This window comes from Staphylococcus sp. AntiMn-1 (genome assembly GCF_001663395.1).
Lineage (GTDB): Bacteria > Bacillota > Bacilli > Staphylococcales > Staphylococcaceae > Staphylococcus > Staphylococcus equorum.
The window spans coordinates 1,414,581-1,431,010 of record NZ_CP012968.1; the positions used below are offsets into that span (position 1 = coordinate 1,414,581).

The window sequence follows — 16,430 nt, forward strand, 5'->3', positions numbered from 1 at the left end:
CAATAGTTTCGATAGCAAGGTTAGTATTTATACTAATATTCCATTATTTTTAATATTAATTTTATTATAAAGATTAACTTAAAGCGAAGTATAATTATACTTCGCCTTTTTAAATATATAATCTAATGACCCTATATACACTATTAATATCAGAAAAAATATTTTGTATGTTTAGAGCGTACCTTAAAAATACATAAAATACAATTTCTCAATTAATTATGTCATTTTAATTGCTCTATGAGAAATATATTACCTGATAAATTAGACAATTTTAATATTAAAAAATCCTTCCTTTATATAAAGGAAGGATTACATAAAATAATTATTAATATAGAAAACAGGGGCTATTTATTAAAATCTATAACAATTTTACCAAACGCGCCTTCCATTTGATGTTCATATGCTTCTTTTGCTTGGTCAAATGAATAAAACGTATCAATTACAGGATCTATATTTATTTGATCTAAAGCTTTATTGAAATCTTCAAATGCTCTATGGTGTCCTAGATTGATACCTTGGATTCTTACTTGTTTAGCAAGTAATGCGAATAAATTAACATTTGCTTCCATATTTTCAAGAAATCCAACAACATATATATGCCCTTGAAAAGCTAAAGCATCTATAGATTTAGCAATACTTGACCCACCAACCACTTCTACAATATGTTCTACACCTTTACCATTTGTTAATTTTTGCACTTCTTTTTCCCAATCAGGGTGTGTTTTGTAGTTGATTACTTTAGAAGCGCCAAGTTCTTTGGCTTTTTCTAATTTTTCGTCACTGCTACTTGTTGCAATAACTTCTGCTCCTAATGCTGATGCTATTTGAATTGCAAATATAGAAACGCCACCTGTGCCTTGAACAAGAACTTTATCACCTGCTTTAATATTTCCATACTCAACTAATGAGAACCAATTCACAAATGCTGCTACTGGCAAAGTTGACGATTGATTATCTGTAAGTGTTTCAGGAGAGAATACAGCTGCATTTTCATTCAATACCATGTATTCTGAAAGTCCACCATCTACTGTAGCACCTAAGGCATGTGATTGTTCATCGCTTTTAGGTTTTCCATCTAGCCACTTGGTAAACATATGTGAAGTAACACGATCACCTTTTTTAAATTTGGTAACTTTTGAGCCGATTTCTACAACTATTCCTGAAGCATCTGAAACAGGAATAAACGGAAATTTTAATAATTCAGGCGTATATATACCTTCGACAATTGCAGTATCTCGATAATTAAGTGAGACAGAGTTAACTTTAATTAAAATTTGATCTTCTGCAATTTCGGGTTTCTCTAGTTCAACTTGTTTAAGGTTATCTAAACCAAAATTTTCTAATTGCCATGCTTTCACTATTAAAACTCCTTTTTATTAGTATTATGGAAAAATTTACAAAACACTCAAATCGTCATATCGTTAAACGACGATATATAAGTATGAAAAAAGAACTAAATTATAGTTCTTTTTTCAATTACTTTACGTATATTTTTAATGACTTGTTCATTCCTCTTTTAAATAATACCCTGAAACCATAAGTTTTACGCACTATTTTTAAAATCGAAATCAATTTGCACAATTGATGAAAAATTTTAAAAGTTAGTAATCAAATAAACAAACGTATGTGGTTCATTATAAGTTTGTTTATTTGATTAATCGTTTGCGATTGATTATTCTTTAATGAGAATAGGAGTGATTAAATTGATTGATGATGAAATGAAATTGGCACACCAACTATGCTTTTCTGCTTATAATGTTAACAAATTATTCAGCAAATTTTATGAAAAGCAATTAAGTCAATTCGGTTTAACTTTTTCTCAATATCTAGTGCTATTAACATTATGGGAAGAGAACCCTCAAACTTTATTATCCATTGGTAAAAAGTTGAATCTAGCAAGTAATACCCTAAGCCCATTACTAAAAAGACTTGAGAAAGCTGGCTGGGTTCAAAGAAATAGAGATGAAAGCGATAAACGTAACCTTATCATAACTTTAACGATAAAAGGTCTAAATGAGCAAGAAGCAGTACATGAAACTATTGCTAAATGCATTTCTTCACAATTTGATGTAGATGAATATATGAAAGCCAAAAGTATTATGGATAATTTAGAAGAAACGTTGAAAATTATTACAAAGGATGATTCAAATGAAACAATATGATGTTGTATTTTTAGGTAGTGGACACGCAGCTTGGCATAGTGCGCTGACTTTAAACAAAGCGGGGAAATCGGTTGCTATTGTCGAAAAAGATCGTATAGCAGGTACTTGTACAAACTATGGGTGCAATGCCAAAATTTTATTGGAAAACCCTTATGAAGTACTAGAGCAAGCTTCACACTATCCCAACATAATTAATACTGAAGCATTATCAGTGAATTGGGAAAACCTTATGTCTTATAAACATAAAATCATTGACCCTATGGCAAATACTTTGAAAGGTTTATTTGAACAACAAGGTATTGATATTATTGAAGGAGCAGGAAAATTAGTAGATGAGCATCACCTCGTAGTAGATGGTGAACAATATTACGGTGAAAACATAGTTATTGCAACAGGTCAACACAGCAATAAGTTAGATATTGAAGGGTCTGAATATACACACGATAGTAGAGACTTCTTATCCTTAGAGCAAATGCCAAATAGTATCACATTTATAGGTGTAGGTATTATTAGTATTGAATTTGCTAGCATAACAATTAAATCTGGTGTAGAAACTCATATGATTCATGTTGACGATGAACCGCTCAAAGGTTTTTATTCAGCACATATTGCTAAATTAATGGATAAATTGGCAACAGAAGGAGTTCAATTCCATATGAATGAAAATACTACTGTAATTAAAGAGCAAGGTGACAATTATACTGTATCAACAGAATCAGGATTAGAGATTACTACTAACTATGTGTTAGATGCTACTGGACGTAGACCAAATGTCAACGGTATTGGACTTGAAGAAGCTGGCGTTAATTTCACTACTCGAGGTATACAGGTAGATGAATATTTACGTACAAATATCCCTAATATTTATGCTAGTGGTGATGTGTTAGATAAAGTAATTCCCAAATTAACACCTACTGCAACATTTGAATCTAACTATATTGCTGCGCATATTTTGGGTATGGATAAAAATCCTATTACCTATCCTACAATACCTTCAGTTTTATATACACTACCAAGATTGTCTAATATTGGAGTTTCTGTAGATGAAGCTAATACTAGTGAGGACTATAAAGTGATAGATATTCCTTTTGGTAAACAAATGGTGTTTGAATACAAAAATGAAACTGAAGCTGAAATGACAATTGTATTAAATAATGATAAACAATTAGTGGGAGCTGCTATATATGCTGATGATGCACCAGATTTAGTTAATTTATTAACTTTCATTGTAAACCAAAAATTAACGGCTCAAGATTTAAATAAAATGATTTTTGCTTTTCCTGGATCATCAAGTGGCGTTATAGATCAATTAAAATTAGCAATGTTATAAAAGGAGTGCTATAAAATAACTAATAATATTTATGGTTCTGTTGCAAAGTAAAAAATATAGCTAACCACTAATTTATCATGTCAGTGTTCGCTTAACTTGCTAGCATGATGCTAATTTCGTGGCATGGCGAAAATCCGTAGATCTGAAGAGACCTGCGGTTCTTTTTATATAGAGCGTAAATACATTCAATACCTTTTAAAGTATTCTTTGCTGTATTGATACTTTGATACCTTGTCTTTCTTACTTTAATATGACGGTGATCTTGCTCAATGAGGTTATTCAGATATTTCGATGTACAATGACAGTCAGGTTTAAGTTTAAAAGCTTTAATTACTTTAGCCATTGCTACCTTCGTTGAAGGTGCCTGATCTGTAATTACCTTTTGAGGTTTACCAAATTGTTTAATGAGATGTTTGATAAACGCATATGCTGAATGATTATCTCGTTGCTTACGCAACCAAATATCTAATGTATGTCCCTCTGCATCAATGGCACGATATAAATAGCTCCATTTTCCTTTTATTTTGATGTACGTCTCATCAATACGCCATTTGTAATAAGCTTTTTTATGCTTTTTCTTCCAAATTCGATATAAAATTGGGGCATATTCTTGAACCCAACGGTAGACCGTTGAATGATGAACGTTTACACCACGTTCCCTTAATATTTCAGATATATCACGATAACTCAATGCATATCTTAGATAGTAGCCAACGGCTACAGTGATAACGTCCTTGTTAAATTGTTTATATCTGAAATAGTTCATACAGAAGACTCCTTTTTGTTAAAATTATACTATAAATTCAACTTTGCAACAGAACCAGTTATAAGCTAGAAGACTCAACATCATTCTTACCTCGTTCACTTGAAAAAAATGACTATTCATTTGATCGAATTTGAAACCATTCTTGGCCTCCTTGATATAGTTCTCCATCGTCCCTCTTTTTTGATACGCACGGACGATATCTTTTGGAGAAAAGGCAACTTCTAAATTGGTCACAAAAAATGTTATGTGATATATTAATGGATGAAGTTTCTAATTTGAGGAGGAGGTAGAAAAATGGTTAATGTAGCGCTATTGGTTCGACTTGAAGCAAAACCTGGAAAAGAAGAGGAAGTTGAAAGCTTCCTACGTGGGGCCCTACCTGTGGTTCAGGAGGAGTCAGAAACGATCGCATGGTTTGCGATCCGACTTGGACCTACGACATTCGGCATCTTTGACGCATTCCCGGACGACACAGGTCGTCAAGCACACCTTTCTGGTCAAGTGGCTGCGGCATTGACGGAGAAATCTCCTGAACTTTTCGCAGAGCCACCAGTGATTGAAAATATTGACGTCCTTGCTTCCAAGCTTCCTAAATAAAGTGGTTCTGTTGCAAAGTAAAAAATATAGCTAACCACTAATTTATCATGTCAGTGTTCGCTTAACTTGCTAGCATGATGCTAATTTCGTGGCATGGCGAAAATCCGTAGATCTGAAGAGACCTGCGGTTCTTTTTATATAGAGCGTAAATACATTCAATACCTTTTAAAGTATTCTTTGCTGTATTGATACTTTGATACCTTGTCTTTCTTACTTTAATATGACGGTGATCTTGCTCAATGAGGTTATTCAGATATTTCGATGTACAATGACAGTCAGGTTTAAGTTTAAAAGCTTTAATTACTTTAGCCATTGCTACCTTCGTTGAAGGTGCCTGATCTGTAATTACCTTTTGAGGTTTACCAAATTGTTTAATGAGATGTTTGATAAACGCATATGCTGAATGATTATCTCGTTGCTTACGCAACCAAATATCTAATGTATGTCCCTCTGCATCAATGGCACGATATAAATAGCTCCATTTTCCTTTTATTTTGATGTACGTCTCATCAATACGCCATTTGTAATAAGTTTTTTTATGCTTTTTCTTCCAAATTCGATATAAAATTGGGGCATATTCTTGAACCCAACGGTAGACCGTTGAATGATGAACGTTTACACCACGTTCCCTTAATATTTCAGATATATCACGATAACTCAATGCATATCTTAGATAGTAGCCAACGGCTACAGTGATAACGTCCTTGTTAAATTGTTTATATCTGAAATAGTTCATACAGAAGACTCCTTTTTGTTAAAATTATACTATAAATTCAACTTTGCAACAGAACCTTTAATAGTATATCAATTTAATGATTTTGCATTCCTAACCACTATGATGTTATAATGCAATTAACAAAGATGTCGTGCATGTATGCACCAAATCCCCTAACTATGCCAGTAGTTAGGGGATTTTTTGGTGTGACTAGTCGCCTATTTATCATTGCGTTTGCGTAGCCAGTTCGCAAATAAAGCAACGATGCAACCACTTGCTGCTGTGGTCATGATGTTTACAAAGATGTCGGTCATTGCGTATGCACCTCCTCTCTACGTCAAATTGACGCCAGAGATAGGCGACTCTATTATTATATCATTTGTAAATACATAAGCATATTCACTTCCGATAAGTTGAACTATGTTAATTAAAGCTCCAAACTATTAACACAAACTGCTAATACAAAAGGAATAAACACTCTAAGTAGATCAGAAAAAAACTTAATAAATCAATTTAAAATAATAAAGAGTACTTAAAAAGTGTGAAAATCATAATTTAATATTTAATTGCAAAAAGTGCTTCTTAAAATTTTAAGATCATTCTAGAATTAAAATAAAAACTACTGCTAGCAATTAATGCTAACAGTAGTAAGTGTGAAACAAAGAGTTAAGCCGAGGTGGCTATTATATTAATACCTTTAATTTATTTAAGTAAACAAATTAAGATGATTAAGTAAAGGAAAAGCTTTAACCTGTTTTGACCAAGCCCTTTAATAGTGTTATATAAAACATAAGTTTTTTTATTTTATAGAATATCAAGTCCAGAAGAAAATTGTTTATACTCGTTTCAAACACAACAAAAATATTCTAGAAATGTAACCCCTTTTACTCATGAAAAATACGAATTATTTTTTGTTCAACACTTTTCTTAAATAAATAAATTCCATTAACAAGCATCATAATAAAATAACATTCAACAAATTTCCTAATAAAAGTTTACTCAATGAAAACTCCTTTTTATTTAAACTTTTCGAATTATTTTTTATCAAATTCAACTGCATATTTAAGTCCCTATCCGATAGTTCGATTCATATTAATATGAGCTAACCAAATCAATCCAATTTCTAATAAAAAAGCTTAAATATATTTTAAAATAATTTGAAATTATCCCACTTTGGATAATAAATTCTTATATTTCACTTTATACTTTTTGAAATTATTAAAGAAGAAATTCCAAATAAACATATATGTAAATCCCTTTATTGATCGATGCAAATAATACTATTTTTTTGTTTTTACTATGTTGCACAATGTGTGCAACAATACCATTTAATGCATTTCATATGTTTTAACTTTTTATTTTTGCTAAAATTTAGTCAATAGCGTTAAGGAGGAATGAAATATATGTTCATAGCACAAGCCAATTTTACAGCTTCTTTAGAAGATAGAGCGATTTTGGATAACAAAATAAGCCATGCTAAAGATGATTTTTCAGGATATGATGGTTTAATAGACGTAGAAATTTGGAAAAATGAAACAAAATCTAAAATTTCATACTCTATTGTATCGAAATGGAATGAAAAAAAGGATTTCCAAGCATGGGTGTCACGTCCAGCACATGTTGAAGAACATAAAAATATGCGCAAGGAAGAAAAAGAAAATACTAAACCTACAAGTATTGAAAAACAAATAAAACAATTTGAGTTAATAGATATATAAAATATAACCAATAATTATCATAAGAGACACAGTTTCTGACTGTGTCGGCATTTTTTGCACGTTTTTCTTAGGACCAGATTCTGTAGTATTAGTATAGTGCTTTATTAACTGTTCAGAAATAAATATGAAGTGCTTTCTATATCCGTATTAATTTCTAGTAATCACTTACTACGTATAGTAGAAACTATCTTATATTTAATTTTCATTATTTAAAAAGTATATTTATCCCCATCGTTTGGTACTTTAAGTTGTGAAGAAAATTGTTTTTCTTTTGCGAATTGCTTTAAATACTCTCTTGAAAGGTTCCAATGATTTACAGCTTCCATATGAACAACGATGATCTCAGATGATGGCATTAATTTAGCCACTTCATAAATATCATTTTCATCCATAACCAACGAACCGCCTTCATTAAATTGGTTATCTCCACCATTAACAACTATGATTTCAGGGTTAAAAGTTCTTAAAGTTTTTTCAACTTCTTCATACCAAACTGTATCCCCAGCAATGTATAATGATTTTTCATTATCATGTTGAAATATCAAACCACACACTTTACCTGCAATTTTCACTATATCACCACGACCGTGTTGACCTGGTGTTTTAATCACTTGGATATCTCCGATTTGATTTGTATCTTCTAAAGCTTCAACATCTGTGAACCCAACATTTTTTACTTCTTCAGCATCTTCACTGTTCTGTGTGTAAATTTTAATATCTATAGGTAATGATTTTTGAGCCGCTTCATCGAAATGATCTAAATGTAAATGGGTCAAAATGACTGCATCTGCACCTGTAATGATTTCATTTACTGACATAGGTAATTCTATTAAAGGATTATTTTGATTATCTCTAGGTGCATTTGGAAATGGTGGGAATGATCCTTTTTCTCCCAACATTGGATCTATTAGAAATTTTTTATCTGCGTATTCAACAATAAGTGTCGCATTTCTTACATGAGTTATATTCATTACAATTCCTCCTTTATGTGATACTTTTATTCTAATGGTATAAGTATCAACAATAAATAACTTAGTGAAAGAGTTTTATCGTATTTAATTGATATTTGAAAAAGGAGTAACTAATATGACTATAGACAATACTGATAAGATGATTATTAATGAGCTACAACAAAATGCAAAAATCACAATGAAAGACTTGGGTAAAAAAGTGAATTTAACTGGTCAAGCTGTAAATACAAGAGTCTCTAAATTAGAAAGTGATGGTGTTATTCAGAACTACACAATTCAAGTAAACCAAGAAAGTTTAGATTGTGCTATCCACGCTTTTATAAATATTTACATGAATAAAATATCACACCTACCCTTTTTAGAATTTGTCGATACAAAAAGTAGCTATATCCTACACAATTATAAAATAATAGGCGACGGATGTTATTTATTAGAATGTCGATTCCCTAATAATAAGCATTTGAATACATTTTTAGAAGACCTAAATGTTTTTGCTAACTATAATATTTCTACTGTTCTATAAGTTATAGAAATATTTAAGTTTTATTTTTTTATTCTCAATAATTATAAGTAGACATGTTAAGAAGAGACTGCTTTTTTGTGTCTCGTAAACTTTAAGTTAAAAAAACATTAGCAAAAAGGAAGTTCTATTTTTATAGAAATCACTTAATCATTTAATATATCATTAAGCTTTTCAGAGAATATTGGTGTATACAAATATCGGTAACCCTTTTGTGGTGGATGGGCATCATCTGCCATCATCGTTTTATCATCTTTAGCTAGTTTGTTTATTATTTTGTCTCCCCATACATCAATAATATGGATATCCCATTTATTTTTTATTTCTAATAGTTTGTTAATCAAAAATTCATAATAAGGGTCTTTATCACGTATACAAGTATAAAATACAATAGGACAATCCCAATTTTCTTTAATATATGAAATAATAAATTCGATGGCACCTATGATTGTTTCCGTATCAAAATCATTAATACTATAAGAGTCACTAATTGATCCTATAGGCTTGTTGAATCTTGCGTCATTTGTAGATAACTGACATACAAAGGCATCTAATTTGTTATCTGTAGAAACATTGCTTTTTAATCTTTCTACATAACTTGATTTTTGTTTACCAGCTAGTGTTGTACCTGATTGAGCTTCTTTAATTGTATCCACACCATATTCTTTATTTAAAAATGCTACAAATGAATTACCTTTAGCTGCAGCACCATAAGTAATTGAAGAACCTAAAAACAATATTCTTTTATTATTCAAATTACTGTTTTTATCTAAATAACTTTCATTTGGTCCAAATTCATCTTTGTTACCTTTAATTATATTCGGTGTATTTTTGATTAAAGAGACTAATGTGCCTGTCGTCTGCAAAATTGTTCTGAGTTTATTCATCTATATGCCTCCTATTTTTCCTGCTATTGTTCTTGAATTTCCTTTTTTATTACTTTGTCGTTAATTTCTGCTGAATGCACTAGCTACTTTCTTCGTAGAAAAAAACACCTCCGCATAAATTCATTTTAAGATGAATTCAGCGAAAGTGTCTTTTTTTACTGCCACTCATTGGAGTCCGTTCACATCACCAAATAATATACACATATACCGGTCTCAGTAGTCAGTAATTTCCGACCCTGTTTCTGCACCAATAACTCATACTTTTTATTTTGTACAAAAATAATAAATCCATTCGCTATATTAAGCACATATGTAAATCCTACACAAGTAGCGTTAATATCAAGCACTCCTGCATTTTTATCTAGTTTAGCTTATACATATGAACCCTGTGCAGTTATTTTGGCAATTTACTTTATTAATAAGTACCCATGATAGCATCTTTGACTTTTTCTTTGTAAAAGTTTTTAATTTTTAAATTTTCGTCCTCTGTGAAAGATTTAGTATCTAATGCCTCTAAATTTTGTTTCACTTGTGTCACATTTCTAAACCCTGGATTAATATAAGATATTTCTTTAGCATCTAAAATCCATCTTAATGCTGCACTTGCCATGGAAGAACGACCTTCTTTAATCCATGTTAGTTGATCGGATAATTCGACCCCTTTTTGAAAACCTAGTCCAGAAAATGTTTCACCTACATTAAAAGCTTCGCCATTTTCATTAAATTTACGATGATCATCTTCAGCAAATTGAGTTTTCGTTGTAAATTTTCCTGTCAACAATCCACTTGCAAGTGGCACTCTCGTAATGATGCCTACACCTTGTTGGTAAGCTTTAGGAATTAATTCCTCTAATGGTTTTTGGCGGAACATATTAAAAATAACCTGCAAGCTTGCTACATTAGGATATTCTAAACATATTAAACCTTCTTCAACTGACTCAACACTCACCCCATAATGTCTTATGAGACCTTCTTCTTTTAATTGGTCTAATACGTCAAAGACACTACCCTCTTTTAAAATTTCAGTAGCAGGGCAATGGATTTGAAACAAATCAATTGTATCTCTGTTTAATCGACGAAGACTATCTTCACAGTATGACTTTACCGTTTCATAACTATAATTTTGTGGGTCAGCAATATCCCCTTGTCGACAGAATTTTGTTGCAATATAAATTTCATCTTCTTTGCCAGCAGTCGCCTTAGCTAATAATTCTTCACTATGACCATCTCCATAAACATCAGCTGTATCAAAGAAATTCACGCCTTGATCAATTGCATATTCTAAAGCACTTAATGCATCTTCATCATTTGTTTCACCCCATGCACCACCTATTGCCCATGTACCAAAACTAACTTCACTGATCATCATACCTGTATTACCTAACTCGCGATATTTCATAAAATTTTCCTCCCCTTAAAATAAAAAAATAGTTCACCATCTCTATTTATATGCTTAATTTCATTTTTGTATAATTCTATGTTTTACACATGTTCTTTACCCTTTATTAGTAAAAGTAATAAGTATTAACTATTATTTTATATCTTTGTATAAATTAAAGTTATATTGTATTTTTTAAAGTATGATACATTAAATTTTGAAAAACAGACAATATAATTTGAATTACTAGATATATAAAATACAAAAGGCGCTTCTTTTAAAAGAAGCGCCTTTTGGTTATTTATTAATATCTTGGTACAACGACTCTCCAACCTTGTGGGTCTTCAAGTTTACCACTTTGGATACCAGTGTAGTTGTTATATAAATCTTGCGTGATTTTACCAGTTTCATTGTTATTAATTACAATTTCAGTTTCGCCATATTTCAATTGTCCTACTGGAGAAATGACTGCTGCTGTACCTGTACCGAATACTTCAGTTAACTCACCTTTATTATGTGATTCAATCAATTCATCAATTGATACACGACGTTCTTCTACTTCATAGCCTAAATTGCCAGCTAATTCAATGACTGTTTTACGTGTAATACCAGGTAAAATACTACCGTTTAATTCTGGCGTTACAAGTTTGCCATTCTCTACGAAGAAGATGTTCATACTACCTACTTCTTCTACATATTTTTGCTCTACACCATCTAACCAAAGCACTTGGTCATAACCTTGTGCAGAAGCATTTGTTTGTGCTAATAAACTTGCCGCATAGTTACCTGCGACTTTAGCGTGACCTACGCCACCACGAACGGCACGTACATATTCATCTTCTACATAAATCTTAGTTGGGCTTAATGACTCGCCACCATAATAAGAGCCTGATGGTGATAAAATGATAAGTAATTTATAAGAGTATGAAGGACGTACGCCTAATATACCTTCAGTCGCGAAAACGTATGGTCGTATGTAAAGTGATTGACCTTCACCCTCTGGTACCCAGTCACGTTCGATATCTACTAATTGTTTTAGACCTTCTAATACAACTTCTTCATCAACTTTCGGCATATCTAAACGAGATAAAGAGTCATTAATACGTTTAAAGTTCTCAGATGGACGGAACAAATCAACTTCGCCATCATGTTTATATGCTTTTAAGCCTTCAAATACAGCTTGCCCATAATGAAGTGCTTGAGCTGCTGGAGAAAGTTCAATTGGACCATAAGGCACAATCTTTAAATCATGCCATCCTTGATCAATATCGTAGTCGAAACTTAACATATAATCTGTGAAGTATTTTCCAAAACCTAAACCACTTGGATCCGGTTTTTCTTTAAGTGTTTCTCGTTGTACAAATTCAATTTTTTCTGACATGATTTTTCCTCCTAATGTTATTTCCTTGAGTATTACTTTAAATTATACCAATCCACAGGGCACTGTTCAATAATTTTCAAATAATTTAAAATATACTAAAAATGCACACTACTTACTTTCAAAAGTATTTTGTGATTAATAATATCCCAATATGTCTATAAAGCACTCGTATATCAACAATACCTATGCAAATATTGATGAATAATTTTTGTTTTAAAAAATGGCAGAGATTTGGGTCTACTCTTGCGTAAAAGCACTAAGCGAAGACTACAAGCTTAAAGCCCCCACTACTGTATGAGTGAGGGCTTTAAATTAGATTATCTTACTGTTTCTTTATCTTCTATAGCCTTTAACATCGTTTGAGTCATTTTAGTTAAATCATATTGTGGATTGAATCCCCATTCTGCACGTGCACAGCTAACATCTATACTGTTTGGCCAACTATTCGCGATAGACTGTCTTATTGGGTCTACATCATATTCTAATTGAAACTCAGGATAAAATTCTTGAATTGCTTCTTTCACCATTTCTGGTTCAATACTCATTGCACTTAAGTTATATGCATTACGATTAATTAATTTAACGCCGTCCGCTTCCATAAGTTGAATAATGGCATCTATGGCATCTTCCATATACATCATATCCATATATGTGTCTTTTTCGATAAAGCTAGTATAACGACCTTCTCTCACAGCTTTGAAATAAATATCTACCGCATAGTCTGTCGTACCGCCACCTGGTTCTTTTATGTGAGAAACTAAACCTGGGAATCTCACACTACGTGTATCGACACCAAATTTATCGAAATAGTACTGACATAATAACTCTCCAGCAACTTTATTCACTCCATACATAGACGTTGGTCGTTGAATCGTCACTTGTGGTGTATTCACTTTAGGTGTTGAAGGTCCAAATGCGCCAATTGAACTTGGTGTAAAGAATTGCAAGTTGTGTTCACGTGCTGTTTCTAAAGCGTTCATTAAACCACCCATATTTAAATCCCAAGCAAATAATGGATTTTTTTCAGCAACGCCTGACAATAATGCTGCCATATGCATCATTGTGTCTGGCTTAAATGTCTCAACTAACTCAAACATACGCGCTTTATCAGTAACATCTAATATTTCAAACGGCCCATCTACAATCGCTGAATCTGCTTCTGGTTGTTTAATATCTGTAGCTAAAACATTATCATTTCCATATAACATTCTACATTTCACTACGAGTTCGGTTCCAATTTGTCCTAAAGCACCTGTAATCATAATTTTTTTCATATTTCTATCTCCCCTTGTGCATTACAGAAACTGTAATGTTTTTCTAGTGCGTACACAGTACTTATTTTCAACTAAATTATACAATAAAAGCGCTTTATTGTATACATTGAGTGTACAATTTTTAAATGTTTTAGTATTTTAAATTTAAAATAAACTTATTCAAACGTAAAAACCCCCTTGCTACCATTAATAGCGAGGGGGTAATGCACAAATGTCTAAACTATATTATTGGATTAAACACACAGTATAATTGAGTTCTGTTCATTAGCTATGCAAACATAAGGTTGAGTACCTGTTAATATAGATATTTTGATCATCTATACCACTTTCACAAAATTCATCTCAATAACAAGTACTTTAATGTATATTTTGGTCAATAACTGATATTATTAATAAATAAATATGCAGTGAGAGGGATGACATAATGACTTATTTAATCATTATTTTATTCGCTGTTTTAATCATGTCATTAGTTTTAAGTTATTTTTGTTTTAAAGAAAGTAAAGCTGAAATTGACCAAAGTAAACAAGCGAAACGTAGTGAAAACGAAAGAATAGGTGTAAAGCAACAGTCACATAAAGTACTAACCTTAGGCATCGTGTTACTTGTTTTCAGTGTACTCGTTTTAATAGGTATTATTTGGATTCTAATAGCAATGTAGATTCATTTATAAAAATTTAAAATGATTTAAATTTCCAAATATATTTAAAAAGACGACCTTTTAGTTATAAGATCGTCTTTTTTGTATGCGATAAGCAGCTTTTTCACTTGTCATTTTCTAGTTTTATTTGTGCTTCGATAGCTTCATTTTTACTATTAAAATCATAATCTCGAGAATTGAGCGGTTTCCCCGTTTCTACAATACTTTTTATACTTTCCATATGGAATTGCCAACCTGCAAAATCTATGATGATGTGTGGAAATTCAAATGGTAAATATTCAATAAATGTTAGTTCCGTTTGTTGAACTTTGTTATTTAATTCAAACTTCACATTCCCAATATCCCATGTAAAGCCAATTGTCTTATTTTCTTCAAGATGTGTGATTGTCATTTCTAAATCGTCTTCTTCCTCTAAATGGAAGTACATTTTGCCATTCATTTCTCTTTTTTCAAATGACAATTGTGGAAACCATTGCTGTATTCCTTCAGTAGTACTCAAATAATTAAATATTGTTTCCTTATCTCCATCTATATCTATTTTCAATGTTTGATAAACACCTTGTCCATCTTTTGAATATTGTGTTTCCATCTTTAAAGTTCTCCTCTCAATTCAAAGATTATCTAGGAAAAATTTAAATTTCTAATTCTTCATACTAATTTACCTAGACTCATTTAATTCGTTTTACCCTTTTTCGTTATAAACTATTACTGATTCACATATATTTATTATATGTCTTAAGCAAATTTAATATGAGTAATAAAAACTGAAATAACGCTATCTATGATCATTTATTTAGCTGCAACAGAGAATTAAATTCACCTACATTTTCCTGTTTAAATCCTTATTCAATGCGTTTTTTGCATTTTCAAATTTCTCATTATTTTAAATTTTTCAATTTTTTGTGTATAAATGTTTGTAAATTTCTATTTATTTATATACACTTAGTGAAATACTGGTGAGAGTATGTACTCTATTTTCAACTTATTCAGTAAAAGAAAGTTAGGTGTATATGGAAAAAGATAAGAAAAAGATGTTGAACAAAATGGTAAAACCTTTCGCAAAAACTAACTACACGAAAAGTACAATACAAATTATAAATACATTACTTCCTCTTATTGCAATTTTAGTAGTAAGCGGACTTTTATATAATGTGCATTGGTCATTAGCAATTATTAGTAGTATATTCGCGTCTATATTTTTAATTAGAACATTCATCATTTTTCACGATGCTTGTCACGGATCATATTTAAAAAAAACAAAAGCACAATGATTTACTCGGAAACGTAACTGGTTTCCTTACGCTGTTTCCTTACAGAAAATGGCGTAGAGAACATTTAATTCACCATGCTGGTAGCGGTAATTTAGAAAAACGTGGTATCGGTGATATCTGGGTTATGACAGTAGAAGAATATACAGAAGCATCTAAATTCCAACGTTTAACGTATAGAATTTATCGTAACCCACTTGTGATGTTTGTATTAGGACCGTTCTTCTTAGTATTTATTTCTAATCGCTTTAATTCTAAAGACGCTAAAAAGAAAGAACGTATCAATACTTGGATGAACAACATTTTATTATTAGTCGTATACGGTGGTCTAATTTATCTATTAGGCGTAGGTCATTTCTTTGCAGTATTTGCACCAATGATCTTCATTGCTGGCATGTTAGGTATTTGGTTATTTTACATCCAACATACATTTGAAGATTCTTATTTCGAAGAAGCTTCTGAATGGGACTATGTAAAAGCAGCAATTGATGGTAGTTCGTACTATAAATTACCAAAAGTACTACATTGGGTTACAGGAAACATAGGTTATCATCATGTACATCATTTGAATCCTAGAATTCCTAACTACTCTTTAGAGGAAACACATGAAACTGTTACACCTCTACACCATGCAACATCTATTACGCTTAGAGAAAGTCTGACATCATTAAAATTCAAATTATATGATAAAAGTCATAAACGCTTTATCACTTTTAAAGAATTTTCACTTAGAAATAAACAACCATCATAAACACTTAATATTTAAACAAACAACAAAGGAGAAGTGCTTGTTAAGGCACTG

Annotated in this window: 16 protein-coding genes and 2 pseudogenes; 7 read left to right on the forward strand and 11 right to left on the reverse strand. The window is 31.4% G+C overall.

Annotated features, from left to right (window positions below):
* Positions 1 to 344: 344 nt before the first annotated feature.
* Positions 345 to 1,358: a zinc-dependent alcohol dehydrogenase family protein gene (locus tag AOB58_RS07010; RefSeq protein WP_064783162.1), complete on the reverse strand. Its 1,014-nt coding sequence runs from the start codon at positions 1,356 to 1,358 to the stop codon at positions 345 to 347.
* 324 nt (positions 1,359 to 1,682) lie between these two features.
* Here AOB58_RS07010 and AOB58_RS07015 point away from each other — a divergent pair, with 324 nt between their 5' ends.
* Positions 1,683 to 2,162 carry a MarR family winged helix-turn-helix transcriptional regulator gene (locus AOB58_RS07015; protein WP_371988348.1) on the forward strand — a complete coding sequence of 160 codons (480 nt, stop codon included), beginning with the start codon at positions 1,683 to 1,685 and terminating at the stop codon, positions 2,160 to 2,162.
* Positions 2,149 to 3,492 (forward strand): dihydrolipoyl dehydrogenase family protein, encoded by a 1,344-nt coding sequence (locus tag AOB58_RS07020; RefSeq protein WP_064783164.1) that lies wholly within the window; start codon positions 2,149 to 2,151, stop codon positions 3,490 to 3,492. Before AOB58_RS07015 ends, AOB58_RS07020 begins: the two co-directional genes overlap by 14 nt.
* Before the next feature lie 91 nt (positions 3,493 to 3,583).
* Here the strand turns inward: AOB58_RS07020 and AOB58_RS07025 are convergent, their stop codons facing one another.
* The gene (locus AOB58_RS07025; protein WP_064783165.1) at positions 3,584 to 4,258 is read right to left on the reverse strand and encodes an IS6-like element IS257 family transposase; all 675 of its coding nucleotides are present in this window, start codon (positions 4,256 to 4,258) and stop codon (positions 3,584 to 3,586) included.
* A 57-nt stretch (positions 4,259 to 4,315) separates the two neighbouring features.
* Positions 4,316 to 4,501, reverse strand: a pseudogene (locus AOB58_RS13325) (transposase); the annotation flags it as partial.
* Positions 4,502 to 4,552: 51 nt separating this feature from the next.
* Between AOB58_RS13325 and AOB58_RS07030 the strand changes: the two are divergent.
* A complete protein-coding gene (locus AOB58_RS07030; protein ID WP_002484388.1) occupies positions 4,553 to 4,855 on the forward strand; it encodes a putative quinol monooxygenase in 303 nt (100 codons plus the stop codon).
* A 61-nt stretch (positions 4,856 to 4,916) separates the two neighbouring features.
* Here AOB58_RS07030 and AOB58_RS07035 read toward each other — a convergent pair whose 3' ends face one another.
* Together AOB58_RS07035 and AOB58_RS13565 are read right to left on the reverse strand one after the other, a co-directional pair.
* Complete coding sequence (locus AOB58_RS07035) at positions 4,917 to 5,591, reverse strand: IS6-like element IS257 family transposase (protein WP_064783166.1); 675 nt, start codon at positions 5,589 to 5,591, stop codon at positions 4,917 to 4,919.
* A 197-nt stretch (positions 5,592 to 5,788) separates the two neighbouring features.
* Entirely contained in the window at positions 5,789 to 5,884 is a 96-nt protein-coding gene (locus AOB58_RS13565; protein ID WP_002510758.1) for a type I toxin-antitoxin system Fst family toxin, read from the reverse strand.
* 1,089 nt (positions 5,885 to 6,973) lie between these two features.
* Here AOB58_RS13565 and AOB58_RS07040 point away from each other — a divergent pair.
* On the forward strand, positions 6,974 to 7,288 hold the full coding sequence (locus AOB58_RS07040; protein WP_021339528.1) for an antibiotic biosynthesis monooxygenase family protein: 315 nt from the start codon (positions 6,974 to 6,976) through the stop codon (positions 7,286 to 7,288).
* A gap of 209 nt (positions 7,289 to 7,497) precedes the next feature.
* Here AOB58_RS07040 and AOB58_RS07045 read toward each other — a convergent pair whose 3' ends face one another.
* A complete protein-coding gene (locus AOB58_RS07045; protein WP_021339527.1) occupies positions 7,498 to 8,259 on the reverse strand; it encodes an MBL fold metallo-hydrolase in 762 nt (253 codons plus the stop codon).
* A 115-nt stretch (positions 8,260 to 8,374) separates the two neighbouring features.
* Between AOB58_RS07045 and AOB58_RS07050 the strand changes: the two genes are divergently transcribed.
* Positions 8,375 to 8,782, forward strand: coding sequence for an Lrp/AsnC family transcriptional regulator (locus AOB58_RS07050; protein WP_021339526.1), 408 nt, complete (start codon positions 8,375 to 8,377; stop codon positions 8,780 to 8,782).
* Between the two features lie 143 nt (positions 8,783 to 8,925).
* Here AOB58_RS07050 and AOB58_RS07055 read toward each other — a convergent pair whose 3' ends face one another.
* From AOB58_RS07055 to AOB58_RS07070, 4 genes are all read right to left on the reverse strand, one after another.
* Positions 8,926 to 9,666: an SGNH/GDSL hydrolase family protein gene (locus tag AOB58_RS07055; RefSeq protein WP_064783167.1), complete on the reverse strand. Its 741-nt coding sequence runs from the start codon at positions 9,664 to 9,666 to the stop codon at positions 8,926 to 8,928.
* A 415-nt stretch (positions 9,667 to 10,081) separates the two neighbouring features.
* Positions 10,082 to 11,065 (reverse strand): aldo/keto reductase, encoded by a 984-nt coding sequence (locus AOB58_RS07060; RefSeq protein WP_064783168.1) that lies wholly within the window; start codon positions 11,063 to 11,065, stop codon positions 10,082 to 10,084.
* Between the two features lie 283 nt (positions 11,066 to 11,348).
* A complete protein-coding gene (locus AOB58_RS07065) occupies positions 11,349 to 12,425 on the reverse strand; it encodes a branched-chain amino acid aminotransferase (protein WP_002508480.1) in 1,077 nt (358 codons plus the stop codon).
* A 317-nt stretch (positions 12,426 to 12,742) separates the two neighbouring features.
* Positions 12,743 to 13,699, reverse strand: a complete 957-nt coding sequence (locus tag AOB58_RS07070; protein WP_064783169.1) for an NAD-dependent epimerase/dehydratase family protein — start codon at positions 13,697 to 13,699, stop codon at positions 12,743 to 12,745.
* A gap of 424 nt (positions 13,700 to 14,123) precedes the next feature.
* On the opposite strand from AOB58_RS07070, the gene AOB58_RS07075 reads away from it, so the two are divergent.
* Entirely contained in the window at positions 14,124 to 14,360 is a 237-nt protein-coding gene (locus AOB58_RS07075) for a hypothetical protein (protein ID WP_046465040.1), read from the forward strand.
* 103 nt (positions 14,361 to 14,463) lie between these two features.
* On the opposite strand, the gene AOB58_RS07080 is transcribed toward AOB58_RS07075, so the two are convergent.
* Positions 14,464 to 14,949: an SRPBCC domain-containing protein gene (locus tag AOB58_RS07080; RefSeq protein WP_064783170.1), complete on the reverse strand. Its 486-nt coding sequence runs from the start codon at positions 14,947 to 14,949 to the stop codon at positions 14,464 to 14,466.
* 421 nt (positions 14,950 to 15,370) lie between these two features.
* Between AOB58_RS07080 and AOB58_RS07085 the strand changes: the two are divergent.
* Positions 15,371 to 16,379 (forward strand): annotated as a pseudogene (locus tag AOB58_RS07085) (fatty acid desaturase).
* Positions 16,380 to 16,430: the final 51 nt, after the last annotated feature.